16 protein-coding genes are annotated in these 17,452 nt (G+C 38.3%); 2 read left to right on the top strand and 14 right to left on the bottom strand.

The window, feature by feature from the left end; translation table 11 throughout:
• Positions 1-110 precede the first annotated feature (110 nt).
• The 13 genes from B6A32_RS01265 to B6A32_RS01325 all read right to left on the bottom strand — a co-directional run bounded on the left by B6A32_RS01265 (position 111) and on the right by B6A32_RS01325 (position 14,588).
• Positions 111-2,228, bottom strand: a complete 2,118-nt coding sequence (locus tag B6A32_RS01265) for a hypothetical protein (protein WP_085300946.1) — start codon at positions 2,226-2,228, stop codon at positions 111-113.
• A gap of 43 nt (positions 2,229-2,271) precedes the next feature.
• Positions 2,272-2,925, bottom strand: a complete 654-nt coding sequence (locus B6A32_RS01270) for a single-stranded DNA-binding protein (RefSeq protein ID WP_085300947.1) — start codon at positions 2,923-2,925, stop codon at positions 2,272-2,274.
• Positions 2,926-2,967: 42 nt separating this feature from the next.
• Complete coding sequence (locus B6A32_RS01275) at positions 2,968-3,324, bottom strand: DUF3802 family protein (RefSeq protein WP_332888748.1); 357 nt, start codon at positions 3,322-3,324, stop codon at positions 2,968-2,970.
• Positions 3,325-3,468: 144 nt separating this feature from the next.
• Positions 3,469-4,266, bottom strand: a complete 798-nt coding sequence (locus tag B6A32_RS01280) for a DUF1338 domain-containing protein (RefSeq protein ID WP_085300948.1) — start codon at positions 4,264-4,266, stop codon at positions 3,469-3,471.
• 235 nt (positions 4,267-4,501) lie between these two features.
• Entirely contained in the window at positions 4,502-5,974 is a 1,473-nt protein-coding gene (gene astD, locus B6A32_RS01285) for a succinylglutamate-semialdehyde dehydrogenase (protein ID WP_085300949.1), read from the bottom strand.
• A gap of 57 nt (positions 5,975-6,031) precedes the next feature.
• Positions 6,032-7,048 (bottom strand): arginine N-succinyltransferase, encoded by a 1,017-nt coding sequence (gene astA, locus B6A32_RS01290; protein ID WP_085300950.1) that lies wholly within the window; start codon positions 7,046-7,048, stop codon positions 6,032-6,034.
• A gap of 70 nt (positions 7,049-7,118) precedes the next feature.
• Positions 7,119-8,333: an aspartate aminotransferase family protein gene (locus B6A32_RS01295; protein ID WP_085300951.1), complete on the bottom strand. Its 1,215-nt coding sequence runs from the start codon at positions 8,331-8,333 to the stop codon at positions 7,119-7,121.
• A gap of 454 nt (positions 8,334-8,787) precedes the next feature.
• Positions 8,788-9,933 (bottom strand): HDOD domain-containing protein, encoded by a 1,146-nt coding sequence (locus tag B6A32_RS01300; protein ID WP_085300952.1) that lies wholly within the window; start codon positions 9,931-9,933, stop codon positions 8,788-8,790.
• Between the two features lie 76 nt (positions 9,934-10,009).
• Complete coding sequence (locus B6A32_RS01305) at positions 10,010-10,618, bottom strand: anthranilate synthase component II (protein ID WP_085300953.1); 609 nt, start codon at positions 10,616-10,618, stop codon at positions 10,010-10,012.
• Between the two features lie 124 nt (positions 10,619-10,742).
• A complete protein-coding gene (locus tag B6A32_RS01310) occupies positions 10,743-11,786 on the bottom strand; it encodes a 5-oxoprolinase subunit C family protein (RefSeq protein ID WP_085300954.1) in 1,044 nt (347 codons plus the stop codon).
• A complete protein-coding gene (gene pxpB / locus B6A32_RS01315) occupies positions 11,783-12,571 on the bottom strand; it encodes a 5-oxoprolinase subunit PxpB (protein WP_085300955.1) in 789 nt (262 codons plus the stop codon). Before pxpB ends, B6A32_RS01310 begins: the two co-directional genes overlap by 4 nt.
• 50 nt (positions 12,572-12,621) lie before the next feature.
• The gene (locus tag B6A32_RS01320) at positions 12,622-13,365 is read right to left on the bottom strand and encodes a 5-oxoprolinase subunit PxpA (RefSeq protein ID WP_085300956.1); all 744 of its coding nucleotides are present in this window, start codon (positions 13,363-13,365) and stop codon (positions 12,622-12,624) included.
• A gap of 14 nt (positions 13,366-13,379) precedes the next feature.
• Positions 13,380-14,588: a YcbX family protein gene (locus B6A32_RS01325; protein ID WP_085300957.1), complete on the bottom strand. Its 1,209-nt coding sequence runs from the start codon at positions 14,586-14,588 to the stop codon at positions 13,380-13,382.
• 242 nt (positions 14,589-14,830) lie between these two features.
• Here B6A32_RS01325 and mpl point away from each other — a divergent pair, with 242 nt between their 5' ends.
• Complete coding sequence (mpl, locus tag B6A32_RS01330) at positions 14,831-16,198, top strand: UDP-N-acetylmuramate:L-alanyl-gamma-D-glutamyl-meso-diaminopimelate ligase (protein WP_085300958.1); 1,368 nt, start codon at positions 14,831-14,833, stop codon at positions 16,196-16,198.
• Between the two features lie 96 nt (positions 16,199-16,294).
• Positions 16,295-16,957 (top strand): flavin prenyltransferase UbiX, encoded by a 663-nt coding sequence (locus B6A32_RS01335; protein WP_101685870.1) that lies wholly within the window; start codon positions 16,295-16,297, stop codon positions 16,955-16,957.
• A gap of 111 nt (positions 16,958-17,068) precedes the next feature.
• Here the strand turns inward: B6A32_RS01335 and B6A32_RS01340 are convergent, their stop codons facing one another.
• Positions 17,069-17,362: a hypothetical protein gene (locus B6A32_RS01340; protein ID WP_085300959.1), complete on the bottom strand. Its 294-nt coding sequence runs from the start codon at positions 17,360-17,362 to the stop codon at positions 17,069-17,071.
• Between the last annotated feature and the right edge of the window lie 90 nt (positions 17,363-17,452).

Consider the following 17,452-nt stretch of genomic DNA (forward strand, 5'->3'; position numbering starts at 1 on the left):
ATAGCTGTAAATAGTGTCGTATGTTAGACAAACTTATTTAAGACTAGCGTGATTGCAAAACTAAAACAGGTATTGTTACTGGGCCCAGCTAAATGAAACTAGTTTAATTATTAGCTAAATTTTTGTAAAATTTTGGCCTTCGCTGCATTAAATTCCACTTCATTTAAATAACCTTGTTTTTTCATCATAACGAGTTTGTCTAGATCCGCAACAAGTGCACTATTAGTATCACTAGCTTCATTGCCATCAATTGCATTGGTGCTAGTTTCTGTTGCTATATTGATGGTGCTTGGCTCGATAAAATCATTATTGTTTTGAGTTACCATGGTTGAGTTGTCTTCAAAAAACTCAGGCTCAGGAGTACTTGAAGTTGTCGTTTTGCTATTAGGCGTAGTTGTTTTTTTAATAACTGGCTTAGCTTTTATTTTTCGTTTTGTGGTTGCAGCTGGATTTTTTAGTTCTGAAAACAGCCATTGCCAGTCGATAGCTTTATCAATTATTTGTTGATATTTTAACTTAGTATGGCGAATATTCCCCACTCGATAATAAAGGCAGATCATGTACTTTTGCTTATGTTCATCGCTCAAGCACAGCTGTATTTTCCTGTGCTTGTCATTCATCATTTTTATGCGATGTTCATTACCAAAAGTGGCTAAGACTAAATCTTCTAGCTCGTTAGAGAAAGGCTGATCTTCATTCGCACTCACCGTTGAGATAACTTCATCGTTTAATAATATTTCACTACCAACAAGAGACGATATATTGATACTTATTTCAGGGGTTTTATTGTGTCGCTTATAAAGTGATACAGACTGAGTTTGCAGATTGACTTCAAAGTTTGCCCATTGACGCTGAAAGAAGCTTTGTTTCTGAGCCTGTTTGTTTCTGTAATACCAAATAATGCCGATTAAAATAAGCACAAAACAAAATGTTATCCACAATAAGTTAGGTTTAGTTGAGTCAGTTGTTAAGTCTTGTTTGTCAATAACATTAGTTAGCACCGCAGTCGGTTTTTTAATTGCATATAAACGTTGCTGACTATGCTCAAGCAGTAATAACTCGCCATTATGCTTTTGATGTAAACTAAATTGTGACTGGCCCTTGGTATTATGATTGATCAGTTTATGCGAAATATTTCTGCTAGGTGTACTGTCATCGTTGACTGAGTTAATGGTTAAAGCGTTGAGTTGCCATTCATTTTCATTCTCTTGTAAATGTAATACTTTTCCCCATAAACTTTTTAAATCTCGGCCTTGGTAAACTAAGGTTTTGTGCTTTTTAGCTGTCTTAAGTAAGTGTTTTTTAATTTGATTATCAGGAACAGCTTCGCGCCAATCATCACCTATTTTGGCCTCAATAAGTACTTTACTATCTGTTTGGTTATACTGCACCAGCAGGCTATAGGTACTTTGTTTTATCCAGTCGAAATGCTGAGTTTTTTGTCCGGCAATGAAAATAATTTCATTCTGTATATCAGCTACTTTTGTAAAAGGATTATCTACGGGGATGGTATAATTCTGTAAACCATACTTTTCAGGTTTTATGCGTAATATAGCACCAGCATAAAGGGCTTCATTTTTTAAAGTTTCGTTACGTGCAAGGGCTATAAATAGCAAACCAAAATCATCATGCCAAGGCTCAATATACGGATTAAAACTGAGTTGCTGAATGGCCTCATTCACTTGCATAATTGCAATACGTAGTACTTCATTTTGTAAACTTACTTGAGGAGTTGAATGCTGAAGATTTGTAACTTTCCAGCGCGTTACAACAGTATCGTAAAGTGGTTTAACTTCAGTATTAACAGGGGATAATTTTGGAGATGAACTATTAATTTTTTCAGTATGAGCGGTATAAAAAATGTGATAACCGTCTTTGTCACGATAATGGAAGTTTGGGTCTAAGGTAATTGCAGTTAACGTAATAATATCAGGATTTTGTAGCGCTAATTTCAGATCGAAAAAGGCAGTGGAAGACACTTTGTTATTATGTAATTGATATATGTTTCCAGCTCGTGATGCAATAAAGTAATGATCTTGGTCACCTAGAACAGGTAATATTGTTTGCCACTGGTCGTTGTCTAATGCCGCATTATCAAGGCTTGCAATTGCAGATAACTCGAGTTCATTTACTGCTGAAGTTTGAGCATACACCGTGAAATTAATAACGGTTAGTATGATAAAAACTAATCTTAATTTACAACGATTGAAGCAACTTCCTTTATGCATTAAATATTACTTCCTTTGATGATTTATCATAGGCAGCTATCGTTTAATTTTTGCTTATTAAAACAGCTTGTTGAGCATCTATGAATTGGTTTTTATTCTTATTATTAAGATAGCTTAATTTCCCGTCAACTATTATTTGATCATTTATTTTTCCATGCTCGGCAAGGTAGAGTGCTTGTTTGCCCCAAACGTGTATCGGTCGCTGTATTTTAACCAGGTGATACTTGTGAGTAATAAGAGAAAAAATTTGCTGCTCAGACTCAACAGTTATTTCTGTTAACTCTTTGTTATGCTCGGTGGTTAGTACATTTATCTCAGAGGTTATTTTACCTGAGTAATGAATTTGATTAATAGATTGAGCGTAACCTTTTGGGAACGTTTGGGCGTAACTCGCGTGGATGATTTCACGATTATTTTTTTTACTATTAATTAAATAGCCTTGCACTAAAATAATGTCACCTTTTTCGGCAAATATAAGTGCACGTTCAACAATATCACCTATAACTTTGACCGTATGATAACTTGTCCATTCTTTGAATTTATTAGTGGTTTTATCAAACCAACGACTATGTGTTGCTAGTGTGAACTCAGCGAAAGCAACCACAGGATTAGCCTGATAGCGAATATCAGGCTTGTTTACTAAGTTGCCTAATAACGTTACGGTGCATAAATGGTTTTGAGGTAATTCAGTTAACATAGGTTACTTATGATAAAGGGGTTAATTGGTCGACAGTAAATGCTATTGATTAATTTCAGTATCAAATAAATTTTTAATTAAAATAGCAAATTCTTTGATAAAAGCTGATTGCTGAGCAGATACTGGGCTATTGACCACACCAGACAAAATCTCTTGCAAGTCATAAACTATAACATCAATTTCTCGAATAATGGTATTACGTTGTTCAAAAGTTAAGCTTTCGTTTTGGCTGCATAAAGCCATAATCTGTTCGCTCATTTCCAGTTCAATAACTTCTAACACTGAATCACCAGTATTATCGATAGTTGAACTGTTTTCAAATAAGCTTAAATGCGCAGTTAGATATTCAATTATATGAATGTAACCATCTGTATGGGTTATCATTGTTTTTTCTTTCATGCTTTATTCTTACGGTACTTTAATGTTGTTCATTAATACAAAACTGAAAAATGTCTATGCATTAAAAAATAATATATCAATATAGGTTAATGAAAATTGGCACCTATTACTAGGAAAGTATAAGTGCCCTTGATAATTAAGCCATTATGCAGCAGTGTTGGTACTTTCAAATATTTTGTCAGCAGATGCGGCAACAAAACCCGTGTAGAGCTCACCGTTTTCCATTGGGTAACGTTTGGCAAATTCGTAAAAACAGCTTGGAATAGCAACGGTTTTATCTGAAAACTCAACCATTACGTGATCTGCCATCGTAGAAGATTGTTCTAATTTTACGCCTTCATCACCTTTGATCTCGCCACCTGTGGTGTTGAGCTTAAACCCACCCGCTTTAACGGCTTCGTTTACAGCTTCTATAGAGTCGAAGTTGGCTAAGTGATTAATGCTTACTGTGAAATGGTTGGCACGGTAACCCCAAGCTGCTACCCAAGCGGCATATTCGCTTTCGCTAAGTAAGTCTAAGTATTCTTGATGGCTAACCTGCCAGTGTGTACCTGAGTATAAAAAGCTTTCTGCATTAATGGCAGCTTCTTCTATGCCAGCGACCATTTTTTCGATAATTGCTTGAACGCGAGGTGAAAACTCCTCCACTAACAATTCACTAATAAATACTTTAGGCAGGTTAGTGTCGGTATGCTCAAAGTGTTTTGCATAAAGCTTTTTAGCTTCGAAATGGTATTCACCACCTTCTTTGTAACCTAAGTTAAGTAAGTGTGCTGAGATTTTTTCGATATTAACTTTCGCAATATTAAATGTGCGGTAAGCAACATGATCATTGATGAGTTCTTCACCGTTGCTTAAAAGTTGGTGTACTTTATCTGCTGAAGGAGTAACTTCCAGATAGTTTTGCCATATGTTGTTAAATAAATCTTTAACCGGTGTCATGTTAATTTCCTAAATACTTAAATAAAATTAGTGTCAATATCTCAAATTTACTGAGCGGTATATGTGGTTATTGAGTTAATCTTTCAATAGTGTATTGAAGAAATTTTAAGCAAAGAACGATGAATAACCACTCAGGATGGGTGGCTATATTTGGTCGATATTTTTAAAAAAGCTGGGACGGATCCCAGCTTTTTTTAATGGGCAGTAATGTTTCATTTCGGTGCGTTTGTACTGATTACTTGATAGTTAAACCAGGGCTTAACGCAGCAGGTAATGATACTTTTTCAGCTTCAACTGATGCTACTGGGTAGGCACAGTAATCAGCGGCATAAAATGCGCTTGCTCTGTGGTTACCACTAGCACCAATGCCACCAAACGGTGCTGCACTGCTGGCACCAGTAATTGGCTTATTCCAGTTTACAATGCCAGCGCGAATGCGACGGAAGAAGTGATTATATAAGTCTTCACTGTCACTTAATAAGCCCGCAGATAAACCAAATGATGTATTGTTTGCTTCATCAATTGCCGCGTCGAAATCAGTATAACGATAAACTTTTAATAATGGACCAAAGTGCTCGTCATCCGGCATTTCTGTGATGTTGGTAACATCAACAATACCCGGTGAGATGAAGCCTGTGCCTGTTTCAAGGTGCTTCATCATAACGATTGATTCAGCGCCCAGGTCAAGTAATTGCTGTTGTGCCGCAACTAAACCTAAAGCAGCTTTCTCAGAAATCATTGAGCCGATAAATGGTTGCTCTTCATCATCAAAATAACCAATTTTAATCGCTTCAGTACTCGCAACTAACTTAGCTAAAATAGCATCGCCTTGTGGGCCGGCTTCAATAAATAAGCGGCGAGCACAGGTACAACGTTGGCCTGTAGTAATAAATGCAGATTGTAAGATATCGTGCACTACGGCATCGATATCGCTAACATCTTTAACTACTAATGGGTTGTTACCACCCATTTCAAGCGCTAATATTTTACCCGGTTGGCCACCAAACTGTTCATGTAAGAAATGGCCTGTGGTTGAGCTACCGGTAAAGAATAAGCCGTCAATTTGTGGATGGTTTGCTAGTGCTTTACCTGTTTCAACTTCACCTTGTACCATGTTGATAACGCCAGCAGGAAGACCTGCTTTTAACCATAGCTTTAAGGTTTCTTCAGCAACCATAGGCGTTAATTCACTTGGCTTAAATACGACGGTATTACCCGCAATAAGTGCCGGTACAATATGACCATTGGGTAAATGACCAGGGAAGTTATAAGGACCGTATACCGCTACAACACCATGAGGCTTATGACGAATAAAGGCTTTTGCACCTGGCATAGGGTTTTCAATCGTGCCCGTACGCTCTTCGTTTGCGCGCACAGATATGGCAATTTTGCCTACCATAGCGCCTACTTCTGTACGGGTTTCCCAAAGTGGTTTACCGGTTTCAAGGGCAATAGTGGTGGCAAAAGCTTCTTTGTGCTCAGTTAATAATTCTGCGAATTTAACGGCAATGGCAATACGCGCTTCAATAGGCGTATTTGACCAAGCTTCAAAAGCAGCGCGTGCAGACATAACGGCTTCACCAACTTGTGCTGGAGTGGCTGTATTACCTTGCCAAACGACTTCGTTTTTAGCTGGGTTTTTTGAAAAAATTTCATGGCCTAAACCTGCTGTCCATTGACCATTAATCAATTGTATATTGTGTGACATGCTTATTTCCTCTGTGCGTTTTTCGCTCATGAGTTTAGTAATGAGTTATCTTACTGATTAATTGGAAACTAGGCGTACCCAGTCTCCTTCTTTAACCATTAATGCATCGGCAACCGTTTGTGATAACACGACCTGTTTGGCGGTATCTCGTAGCAATATGGCGGCTTGTGTTGCTCTGAAATCAGCAACTTTGTCATTACAAATGATGTAGTTATTGTCGTTTGCAACGTCACCAATGATAACTTGACGCTTTTTGCTTAGACGTACTGTTTTCACCGATGCTGTTTGTGTTTCAACCGTTGGGCCGGCATCAAAAATATCAACATAACCGCGACGCGAGAAACCTTCTGCTTCAAGTAACCTTAAGGCAGGTACTGTTTTCGGGTGTACTTTGTTAATCACGCGTTGTGCATCTTTACTTAACAAGTTGACGTAAATTGGGTATTTAGGCATTAATTCAGCAATGAACTCTTTTTTACCTATCCCTGTAAGGTAATCAGCCGTAGGGAAATCGAGAGAGAAAAAGTGCTCTTCTAACCATTTCCAAAAAGGAGATTCGCCATTTTCATCTGAAACACCGCGCATTTCTGCAATAACAGTTTCTGCGAAACGTTCAGTATGCTCTGCCATAAATAGAAAACGAAAACGTGATAAAAAGCGTCCGTTACGGTTTTTACGGTGAGTTTCGCTCAAAAATAAGGTGCAGATTTCAGAAGCGCCTGTGTAGTCATTACACAAGGATAATGTTTCAACAGTGTTGTAAATATTAAGCTCACGAGAGCTGTGCACAACTTTACCTAAATGGTAATGATAAAATGCATCATCTAGACCAACAGCAGATTCAATACCACTTGTACCAACTACCGCGCCTGTTTCTGTATCTTCCATAACAAACAGGTAGCCTTCATTGCCAGGCTGTGAAACTATGCTTTTAAAAGACACTTCAGCGTGAGAAATGCGTTTTTTTAGTAGTTCTTCATTTACGGGCAGTGATGTAAAACCATGTCCTGACTCAACAGCAATACGATGCAATGCATCATAATCACTGCTTTGAATAGGGCGTATTATAATCATAGAAAACTCTCAATGAGACGCTCAAATACCGGACTATTGTCAGGCTTTTGAGCGCTATTATATTGGAAACTTACTTAGCTAATTTGGCTACAGCTTTTTCAAAACGCGCTAAACCTTCAGCAATGTCTTCATCAGGAATAACTAATGAAGGGGCAAAACGAATAATGTTAGCGCCGGCAACAAGTGTCATTACACCTTCTTCCATGGCTGCATTTAAAAAGTCTTTCGCTCTGCCTTGGTATGCTTCGGTAAGTACTGCACCAACAAGTAAACCTTTACCACGAATTTCACTAAATACATTGTATTTTGCGTTGATGGCATTAAGACCAGCAACATAAAGTTTAGCTTTGGCTTTTACGCCATCTAATACTTCTGGTGTATTTACGGTATCAAAGGCTGCTTCTGCTACAGCACAAGCTAGTGGGTTACCGCCGTATGTACTACCATGTGTGCCAATTTTTAAGTGCTTAGCTATATCAGTTGTGGTGATCATCGCACCAATTGGGAAGCCGCCACCAAGTGCTTTGGCAGTTGTTAAAATATCAGGAGTAACACCTAGTCCCATATATGCGTATAACTCACCCAAACGGCCAACACCAGTTTGAACTTCATCAAAAATTAATAATGCGTTGTGTTCGTTACATAATTCACGTACACCTTTAGCAAATTCATCAGTAGGTGAAACAATACCGCCTTCCCCTTGCAATGGTTCCATAACGACAGCACAAGTTTTATCAGACATAAGTGCTTTTAAGCTGTCTAAATTATTGTATTCAGCGTGATCGATATCGCCAGGCTTAGGACCAAAACCATCAGAATAAGCTGCTTGACCACCAACAGTTACGGTGAAGAATGTACGACCGTGGAAACCTTGCTTAAATGCGATAATTTGTGACTTTTCAGCACCGTAGTTTTCTAATGCCCAACGACGCGCTAATTTTAAGGCGCCTTCGTTTGCTTCAGCGCCTGAGTTAGCAAAGTAAACTTTATCAGCAAATGTGCTATCAGTTAGTTTTTTCGCTAAACGCAATGCTGGCTCGTTAGTCATAACGTTAGATAAATGCCAAATCTTGTTTGCTTGTTCAGTCAATGCGCCAACCAAGACTGGGTGACAATGTCCCAAACAGTTTACGGCAATGCCACCGGCAAAATCGATAAATTCACGATCTTGTTGATCCCAAACACGCGAACCTTGGCCGCGCACAGGTATAACAGCAGATGGTGAATAGTTTGGTACCATAACATCATCAAATAATTCACGATTTACTGGGAAGTGGTTAGACATTGTAAATTCCTTATATATTTAGGATATTGTAATTAATCATTGTTTTGCGATAGCTAACGCTAACAAAACTACATGCATTAACGAGTGATGCATTATTAAATGCACGACAAATTAAAAATAGGCACGGATTATGACAGAAAAAACAGGTATTGTCTTGTCAAAATGCGCTGAAGCCCTTATAAAATAAAGGCCTCTCCGTTTTTATTCATTTTTATTGCATAACTATATTTGCGTTTTTTTTGCACTCTATGGCTAGTTATTAGCGTTTTATGTCAGCTTAGCAGATCTGTAAATACTTATGATATTTCATAATTAATCAAAAATAATTTGGCGATTGAGGCTTTTTTAGTGATTTTATCGCTATTTTTTTGATATTTAACCGAAGAATAGTCGATATAAGGCAATATATATTGGTAAAGATGTGTTTGAGTAATGAGGAAAAGAGCAGTAAAGGTTAATTAAAAATTAATTTAATATGATCAATATCGCTTTTCTTTAGTAAGCTAATGTCAGTTTTTGTTAAGCGCCCAGCCATTAATAATGTTTTTGCTTCTTCAGTACTTATAAGGTCTTCTTTAGCTAAACTTCTAAAGGCAACATAAGCTTTGGCTTTGGTGACTAATTTTGCAATTGGACACATATGCTTTATGTCTGTCGCATAAGCAAGATCGAATAAAGGCTCTGTAATTTGTAGGCGATCAAAGCGCATAAGCTCAACCATATCTGCCGCTACTTTACTGCTGCGCTCTAGTAATTGTTCAAGTAATAAATCAGGCGCTGTATCAAGTGTTACTAATACGTCATGTAGCTTTTTATCTTTATTGTCGTATGCGGCACGTAAGTCTTTATTATACAGATCGCTATAGGCATCTAAAAAGCCGCGAGTTACGGCTAATAATCCTAAGTTACTGAGCATGCCTGCAGTAAATGCTGTGAACTCATCTAACCCTTCTTCTTTGGCTAAACGCTGAGATGCCAGTGCAATTGATAAACTATCGTTCCACAATTTTCGCTTCATTAACGGATAAGGGGAGGTACTTGTGGGCAACCAGTGTTTTAGCATAAATGTGGGCATGACTAACTTTAGGTTATCTAAGCCTACATAGCTTAAGGCTAAACTTGGCTCAGTTACCTGTATGTCTGAACGTTTGCGATACTGAGGCTTATTAACCAAATTAATTAATTCATTACAAAGCCAGGGAAGTGACTTAGCCAAAGGAGTAATGCGGTTAATACTCGCTGCTTTTACCGCTAATATTTCCATAATAGAAGGTGCAGCATCTTCAATTTTTAGTACATTGGTGTAAAGGTTTTCTTTATTATCAAACACTTTATTTACTTGGTTATTAACACGTTTATAAAACTTGTTTTTAACTTGTGTTTTAAAGTGTTCTTCACCGTGTGCTTGTATAATTTTATTTTTGTTTGCTTCTTCTTCAATCGCTAATAACTCACGCCTGCGATTAAACTGTTCACTGTCTTGATGCTTAGTCATATTGATTTTGCCATTTTTTTGATTGGCAAAATCCTTACTTATCGCAAGACTTAACACGCGATTGTAAATAGGTAAGACTAATTTGTTATTTTCAAAAATATGCATCAGAACTTCATTGTTAGTTATGTGTGAACAATCGATAAATAAGACATTAGCTAGGTTATCGACCTGTTGTTATATTTCATGAGGTTAAAATATTATCATCTATATGATTGGCGTATTGGTCAATAAAATTTTGTAATAATTGATGGCCTTGCTCTGTTAAAACAGACTCAGGATGAAATTGTACGCTAGCAATAGCTAATGTTTTGTGCTGTAAAGCCATGATTTCTTGTTGACCATTTTCGGTGATCCAAGCAGTTACTTCGAGGTCATTAGGTAAAGAATTTTTATCAACAATTAACGAATGATATCGGGTAACGGTTAATGGTTGTTTTAACGCATGAAACAAACCTTGCTCATTATGGCTAATCAAACTGGTTTTACCGTGCATGACTTTATTTGCTTTAATAACTTTTGCACCGAAATGTTGGGCAATACATTGGTGCCCTAAGCAAACACCTAATATGGCAATGCGGCCTTTAAACTTTTCGATAATCGCCAAAGATAAACCTGCCGCGTTTGGATCGCAAGGCCCTGGAGAAATCACAATATATTGTGGTGCTAATGATTCAATATCGGCTAAGTTGATTTCATCATTTCGACATACCTTAACCTCTTGTCCTAATGCCTGAAAATAATGCACTAAGTTAAAGGTAAAAGAGTCGTAATTGTCGATCATTAATAACAAAAAAACACCTGCATAAAAGTAAATCGTAACGCGGGCGTTATTCTAATCTTTTATTGTTAGCCATTCTACCTTTAGTGGCTCTAATAGGAATTGTTAGCATCTTGATTTAGCGACGCTGGATTTATTATAGGCTGAACCTTTTGTAGAATGCGGTTAACTGTTGCAGAGCCTGTTCTGAGGGAATTAACCTGAAGTTGATTTTTTCACCAGGGCGCATTTGGCTTAAGCGAAATAAGTCTGTTTGAATTATAGTGCCTAAAACTGGATAGCCGCCCATGGTTTGTCGCTCTTTCATTAATACGATGGGTTGTTCGTTTTCAGGAAATTGCACCATCCCATAAGTAACGGGCATTGATAGCAAACAATGGCTTCGCAATTGTCTTGAAAGTAGTGGCTCGGTAGCTGCTGGCTTTTGTAAATGGGTAACGCTCAGACGATACCCCATGCGATTACTATCAGGTAAAACACTATATTCTGTGTTTAAAAATTTTTGTTGCTGTTTATGGCCCATTGCTAGAAATAAACTGCTGGGTATCATACGAATGGTGAGTTCTTTTTGAGAATAAAATAGTGCTGGTAGGGCAGTTGGCGTGTTTGAAGCCAATAGTTTATCTACTTTATTCTCAGAAGGCTCAGTTAATATTTTAGCTTGTGGTGTAAAAAATAATTTGCTGCCAACAGTTAATTTTTCTCCCATAAAGCCCAAGGCCATTTCATTTATTGTTTGTGCATAGCTGCCTAGCCAAGGCTGTTGTGTTGGTTCACAAGTAAAACCTCCGAATACAGCAAGGTAACTATGCAAACCCGCTTTTGGCATTGCCAAGTCAAGTATATCACCAGCTTGTAGATGAAAACGTTGCCAAGGTTTAATTGCAACATGGTTTATTTTAGCTTGGCAATCAGCACCTGTTATCGCAATGGTACAGGCAGATTTGGCTTCAAAACTTATTTGACCTAGGGTAATTTCGATTGCCGCACAGCGACTTTGTTCAAGCGAAATATCATTAGCCATTAATGGCTCGCTAATCAATTTGTTGGCACTCAGAAAAGCAAATTCATCGGCGGCGCCACTGGCACTAAAACCTAAATGTTGGGCATTCAGGCGGCCAAGATCTTGAATACTTGCCTGACCATTGATACTGATAATTTCCAGGTGATGTTGGCTCATGAATTTATACCTTGTTTTAGCGCAATAAATTCAGCTTGAGTAATGGCATAAAACTTTACATTCTGTCCAACGTTGATGGTGGCATTAAATTCACCATTTATGCTTGAAAACATAGGTAATGGTGTTTGACCAATAATGTGCCAGCCGCCGGGGCTTTCAATCGGGTAAATAGCACTTTGCTGCTCAGCAATGGCAACGGCGCCTTGAGGCACTTTTAAACGTGGCGAAGACTTTCTCGGTAAATGAAGTGCTGTCGGTAAGCTAGCGAGGTAACAAAAGCCCGGTGTAAAACCTAAGGCGTAGCCATGATAAGTTTGAGCACTGTGCTGTTTAATAACCTCGTCCACCGACATGTTACAGCGCTGTGCAACATCCGCTAGATCCCATTGTTGCTCTGTATCATAGTAAACAGGGATATTTATACAGTCATCATTTTGTTGACTTAGTTCTTTAATTACTGGTTTGTTATCACGACTCTTTACTTGGTTTTGTAAGTTATTTTGCTGATGTTTGGCTAGAGCCCTAATTTTATCAATAAGCTGAGCACTGGTGGTTAATTGCAAGTTGAAATAAACCATTAAGCAATGATAACTCGCTACCGACTCTACAATCAGCGCATTTAATTGCTGGGTAATAATTTTTTGAAAGGCGATAATTTCATTATGTTGTGACAGTGATATTTTTGCTTGCCAGCTAAGTAACAACGCATTTTCCGCGACTACTTCAATGGCAATTTCGGTGTTATGCACTTCTAAAATTTCAGTACTTTGTGACGCATTTTTCATTATATTATGACTTATATTTTTTATCTTCTAACTGCTTGTTACGCCTATATTTATGCATTTTTTTGCGTATCAATAGTTGCTCGCAAAGCTTTGATCATCGCCAAGGCATTGGGTGTATCGCCATGAACACATAATGCATCAATATGGAATTGTAAGGGCTTTTGGTTAACGCTGAGTAAAGGCTTATTGTTAAGCAAACTTTTACAACGGCTAACGACATCTTGATTGTTACTTAATACCGCTCCAGCTGTTGAGCGAGGTACTAACAAGCCGCTATCGAGATAGGCGCGATCTGCAAAGGCTTCATAATAGAGTGCAATATGATGTTTTTTGGCTACTTGATCAAACTTCTCGATGTCGCTAATTGCTTGTATCATTAAAGATAGTGTTTGATTCGTTTTTTGATTTAATTGCGCGATAGCGATACACAAATTTTCAAACAACGCTAGGTCTTGCATCATATCGTTATACAAAGCGCCATGCGGTTTTACATAGGAAAGTTGAGCATTTTCGGCTGAACACAGAGCTTGTAAAGCACCTATTTGATATTGCACATTGGCGATTAATTCGCTTTGAGATAAGTGCATTGATTGACGGCCAAAATTTTCCACATCGGGATAACTTGGGTGTGCGCCAATAATTACCTGATATTGTTTTGCTAGTTTAATGGTTTTTTTGATCGTTAAAGGGTCTGAGCCGTGAAATCCACATGCGATATTCGCCATATCAATTAAAGGCATAATATCGGCATCGTTATTTTCTTTAAACTCGCCTAAATCACAATTTAATTTCATGATATCTCCCCTTATTAATCATCAGCAATATGTCGACGCTGCCTTGCCGGGTGACTTATCACCACATCAGTAAGGGGAGTACTGCAACAACTTAAGATATAACCTTGTTGTTGTTCTTGGTCAGATAAGCCGTCTTGACAAGTTTGCTCTACTTCACCTTGCTCTAACATTACCTTGCAGCTGCCACACATGCCAGCTCGGCAAGAGTATGGCAGTATTAAACCTGCATCTTCGCCTTGCTCAAGCAATGTTTGGGTATTATTTCCAGTAATGGTTTTATTAAAGCTACTGAATGTTAGTACGGGTTTACTCGTTTTCGTGCTCAAGACTGTTTCCTTTTCCAATGTGGGCTTTATGTCATTTGAAGTGGGGTTAACCGATGACTTATTACTGAGCGTAAAAGTAGGGGCTGTTTGGCGTTTTATTACTTCAACCTGATCCCCCTGTTTTATTTGGCCTTGATTAAGTGCTACTAAATTTTGCCCAAATAAAATATCACCATTAGCTAATTGGCGAAAATTTTTGAGTGTTTTTAAAGGCTCTTGTTGTGGACTTTTTTCACCTGTTTCAGGGTTCACTGTGGTGAAAACACATCGAGTGCAAGGTTTCGTTATTTCAAACTCTACTTCACCAATGCGAATATGCTGCCAAGTATCTTCAGCAAAAGCTTCACAGTTATTCACAACAATATTGGCTCGAAATTGTGCCATCGAAATTTTATGCGTTTCAGGCTTATATCGACTATTTAAATTATCCAGTGATGCTTGTGAGATCAGCAGTAAAGGGTAGCCATCTGCAAATCCAACTTGGCTATTTTTGTTTTTTACGAAACGCTGAGAGTCGGCGCCAAAAAACAATAATTGGCAAGGTTGTTTGAGATAACGCGTAAACCACAGATTAATGTTGTTATTACATTGCTGTGCATTAATGGTGTCTTGCCACACAGTTACAGCAATATAGTTTTGGCTAAGTTGCTGGTATTCGATCAATAAAGCTGGCATATCTGGTGCCGTGATCATAATACCCTTTGCCGTTAAGTTTGCCTGAATTAAGCACAAACTAGGGTGCGTGCGTGCGGTGATAAACTCACCTTTATCGTTAGCAACAATAAAACGCCGGTCACAAGCTAAACCAAGTTCTTCAACCCAGCTATTTGACAACTCAATACCAGCACTAGATTTAATAGGATAAATATTGATATTTTGTAGGATGGCTTGGCTCATGAGCTCCCTTAATACTTTTAATGATAAGGTTAATGGTAACGTTAATTTAGAGAATGATGAACTTAACTTTTCCAATTAAGCCATTCATATTGCGATAAGTGTTAATGCCCTTGATAGTGGGCAAAATGCCATGATTTTGCAATATGTATTTTCGTTAGATTAAGGTATATTGAGCCCATTGTGATTTAAACCTTAGCGCTAACGAGCAAAAGTTGTGTTAGTGCTAATAAAAATGGGCTTTTATGCATCTTCATATCTTAGGTATTTGCGGCACTTTTATGGGCGGTATTGCCGCTATTGCCAAACAAATGGGCTTTCGTGTTTCAGGTTGTGACGCTAACGTTTATCCGCCAATGAGCACTCAGCTCGAACAATTGGGTATTGAATTAAAATCAGGCTACTTAGTCGAACACTTAGCAGATGAGCCTGATTTGGTTATTGTTGGTAATGCCATGGCACGTGGCAACTCAATGGTAGAATATATGCTCGATAGAAAAATTGCTTACACTTCAGGCCCGCAATGGCTATTAGATAACGTATTGAAAGATCGCTGGGTATTGGCAGTTTCAGGCACGCATGGCAAAACCACAACCAGTTCTATGTTAACCTGGATATTGCAATATGCAGGCATGGAACCGGGCTTTTTAATTGGCGGCATGCCACAAAATTTTGATTTCTCTGCTCGATTAGGCAATGCCCCATTTTTTGTTATTGAAGCCGATGAATACGATACGGCATTTTTTGATAAGCGTTCTAAGTTTGTCCATTACCGTCCGAATACGTTAGTGATTAATAACATGGAGTTTGACCATGCTGATATTTTTAATGATATCAGCGATATTCAACGTCAATTCCATCATTTAATTCGCATGGTGCCGAGTAACGGGCTGATATTATCCCCCAAAAATGAGCTAGCCATTACTGAAACTTTAGCCATGGGATGTTGGACGCCGACTGAGTATAGTGTTGACCAAGAACATAAAACAGCTGGCTGGCATGCTGAAAAATGTATTGCCGATGGCAGTGAGTTTATCGTCAGCTTTGAAGGTGTAAAGCAAGGGCAAGTAAAATGGGGGTTAATTGGCGACTTTAATATCGACAATGGCTTAATGGCCATTGCAGCAGCGCGCCATGCTGGTGTACCAAGCGCTGTTGCTATTGAAGCATTAGCAAGTTTTGTGAATACAAAACGTAGGTTAGAGCTAAAAGGTGAAGTGAATCAGGTCAGGGTTTTTGACGATTTTGCTCATCACCCAACCGCCATTGCAAAAACTTTAGCAGGTATGCGAGCCAATGTTGGTAATAAGCGGGTAATAGCGATATTGGAGCCAAGATCAAATACCATGAAATCAGGTGTACATAAAGACACCTTAGCTAACTCACTTGCTGATGCCGATATCGTTTTTGTTTATCAAGGAGAGCAAGTAAAGTGGTCGGTTGATGCATTAATTGCTGACTGTAAACAACCTTGTATTGTCGGTGATAATGTTGACCAAATGGTTGTTGATATTATCAAACAAACTAAAACAGGCGATACATTACTTGTAATGAGTAATGGTGGCTTTGGCGGTATTCATGACAAGTTATTATCAGCACTTGCTAAACTATAATAGCTAAAGTAATTGGTATTGATAATTAAACTAATTATTCATTTACCGAGTATAAAGACCATTAGCATTAATTAACGTTATCTTTAAGGTGTAGGTTTGCAAAATACAGCCACAACAATTAATAACAATACTGAGTTTAATCAGAAAATAACCTTAGCCATTACTGGTGCCTCAGGCTCAGCTTATGCATTAAGGTTATTAGAATGTTTAGTCGCGGCAAATTATCAGGTGTATCTTTTGTGCTCAAGTGCTGCGCGAGTAGTTTTTGATACAGAAGTCGGCGTGAAAATACCCGGTTCGCCCGATGCCGCTAGCCAATTTTTTATTGACAGACTTAAAGCAAAACCCGAGCAAATTATTGTTTTTGGCAAAGAACAGTGGTTTTCTCCAGTTGCTTCTGGCTCAGCAGCGCCAAAAACTATGGTCGTTTGCCCGTGTTCTACTGGTACGCTTGCGGCAATTAGCCAAGGGATGAGTGATAACCTGATTGAACGCGCGGCCGATGTAGTGATTAAAGAGCGCGGACAATTAATTTTAGTGCCGCGCGAAACACCTTTTTCAACCATACATTTACAAAATATGCTGACGTTATCGCAAATGGGCGTAACCATTATGCCGGCAGCGCCAGGTTTTTATCATCAACCTGAAACGATAAACGATCTGATTGATTTTATGGTCGGTAGAATGCTTGACCATTTAAATATCGAGCAAGCTATTATGCCGCGTTGGGGCTATCAAGCTGGTACAGTAAGCACGTAAAACGAGAAAAACTGGCTTTTCAGTCGTCGCTTGTTATCGATATTGTACAATTGAATAATATCGACATACCTAACAGCCTAAAGTTAAGTAAAGGTAAAAGTAAATTATTAGCTAGTCGGCGTTTACACTGACTTTGCTTTTTGCTTTAAGAATTTTAATATCAACGCCGTCAAGCAACAGCATTACGTCTGCAAGTAACCTTTTAAGTTCAGTAACTTCACTGGGAATACTTTTTTTGAGCTTTTGCACGTAAGCAACAGCTTCACGATTGTGAATAACTTCCAATAACGCTCTCAATGTCTCGGTATCATCGGGGTTAATTGCAGGTAATTTCTTCTCACTAGCTGCATTGTACAGAGCATAAGTTGCAACTAAACTTGCTTGTGCTTCTTCCAGTCTTTTCATTAAAAATCATTCCTTGTTTTTATTGTTATGTTACGTAGCAGTTCTATTTTAAAGCGCGAGTTAGTGTTTTATTAGAGCCTTTATCTACCA

The organism is Colwellia polaris, from assembly GCF_002104515.1.
Taxonomy (GTDB): domain Bacteria; phylum Pseudomonadota; class Gammaproteobacteria; order Enterobacterales; family Alteromonadaceae; genus Cognaticolwellia; species Cognaticolwellia polaris.

Bases quoted from the DNA above. Each gene is read 5' to 3' on its own strand.
- B6A32_RS01265 (WP_085300946.1), bottom strand. From the start codon at position 2,228: ATGCATAAAGGAAGTTGCTTCAATCGTTGTAAATTAAGATTAGTTTTT.
- B6A32_RS01270 (WP_085300947.1), bottom strand. From the start codon at position 2,925: ATGTTAACTGAATTACCTCAAAACCATTTATGCACCGTAACGTTATTA.
- B6A32_RS01275 (WP_332888748.1), bottom strand. From the start codon at position 3,324: ATGAAAGAAAAAACAATGATAACCCATACAGATGGTTACATTCATATA.
- B6A32_RS01280 (WP_085300948.1), bottom strand. From the start codon at position 4,266: ATGACACCGGTTAAAGATTTATTTAACAACATATGGCAAAACTATCTG.
- astD (WP_085300949.1), bottom strand. From the start codon at position 5,974: ATGTCACACAATATACAATTGATTAATGGTCAATGGACAGCAGGTTTA.
- astA (WP_085300950.1), bottom strand. From the start codon at position 7,048: ATGATTATAATACGCCCTATTCAAAGCAGTGATTATGATGCATTGCAT.
- B6A32_RS01295 (WP_085300951.1), bottom strand. From the start codon at position 8,333: ATGTCTAACCACTTCCCAGTAAATCGTGAATTATTTGATGATGTTATG.
- B6A32_RS01300 (WP_085300952.1), bottom strand. From the start codon at position 9,933: ATGCATATTTTTGAAAATAACAAATTAGTCTTACCTATTTACAATCGC.
- B6A32_RS01310 (WP_085300954.1), bottom strand. From the start codon at position 11,786: ATGAGCCAACATCACCTGGAAATTATCAGTATCAATGGTCAGGCAAGT.
- pxpB (WP_085300955.1), bottom strand. From the start codon at position 12,571: ATGAAAAATGCGTCACAAAGTACTGAAATTTTAGAAGTGCATAACACC.
- B6A32_RS01320 (WP_085300956.1), bottom strand. From the start codon at position 13,365: ATGAAATTAAATTGTGATTTAGGCGAGTTTAAAGAAAATAACGATGCC.
- B6A32_RS01325 (WP_085300957.1), bottom strand. From the start codon at position 14,588: ATGAGCCAAGCCATCCTACAAAATATCAATATTTATCCTATTAAATCT.
- mpl (WP_085300958.1), top strand. From the start codon at position 14,831: ATGCATCTTCATATCTTAGGTATTTGCGGCACTTTTATGGGCGGTATT.
- B6A32_RS01340 (WP_085300959.1), bottom strand. From the start codon at position 17,362: ATGAAAAGACTGGAAGAAGCACAAGCAAGTTTAGTTGCAACTTATGCT.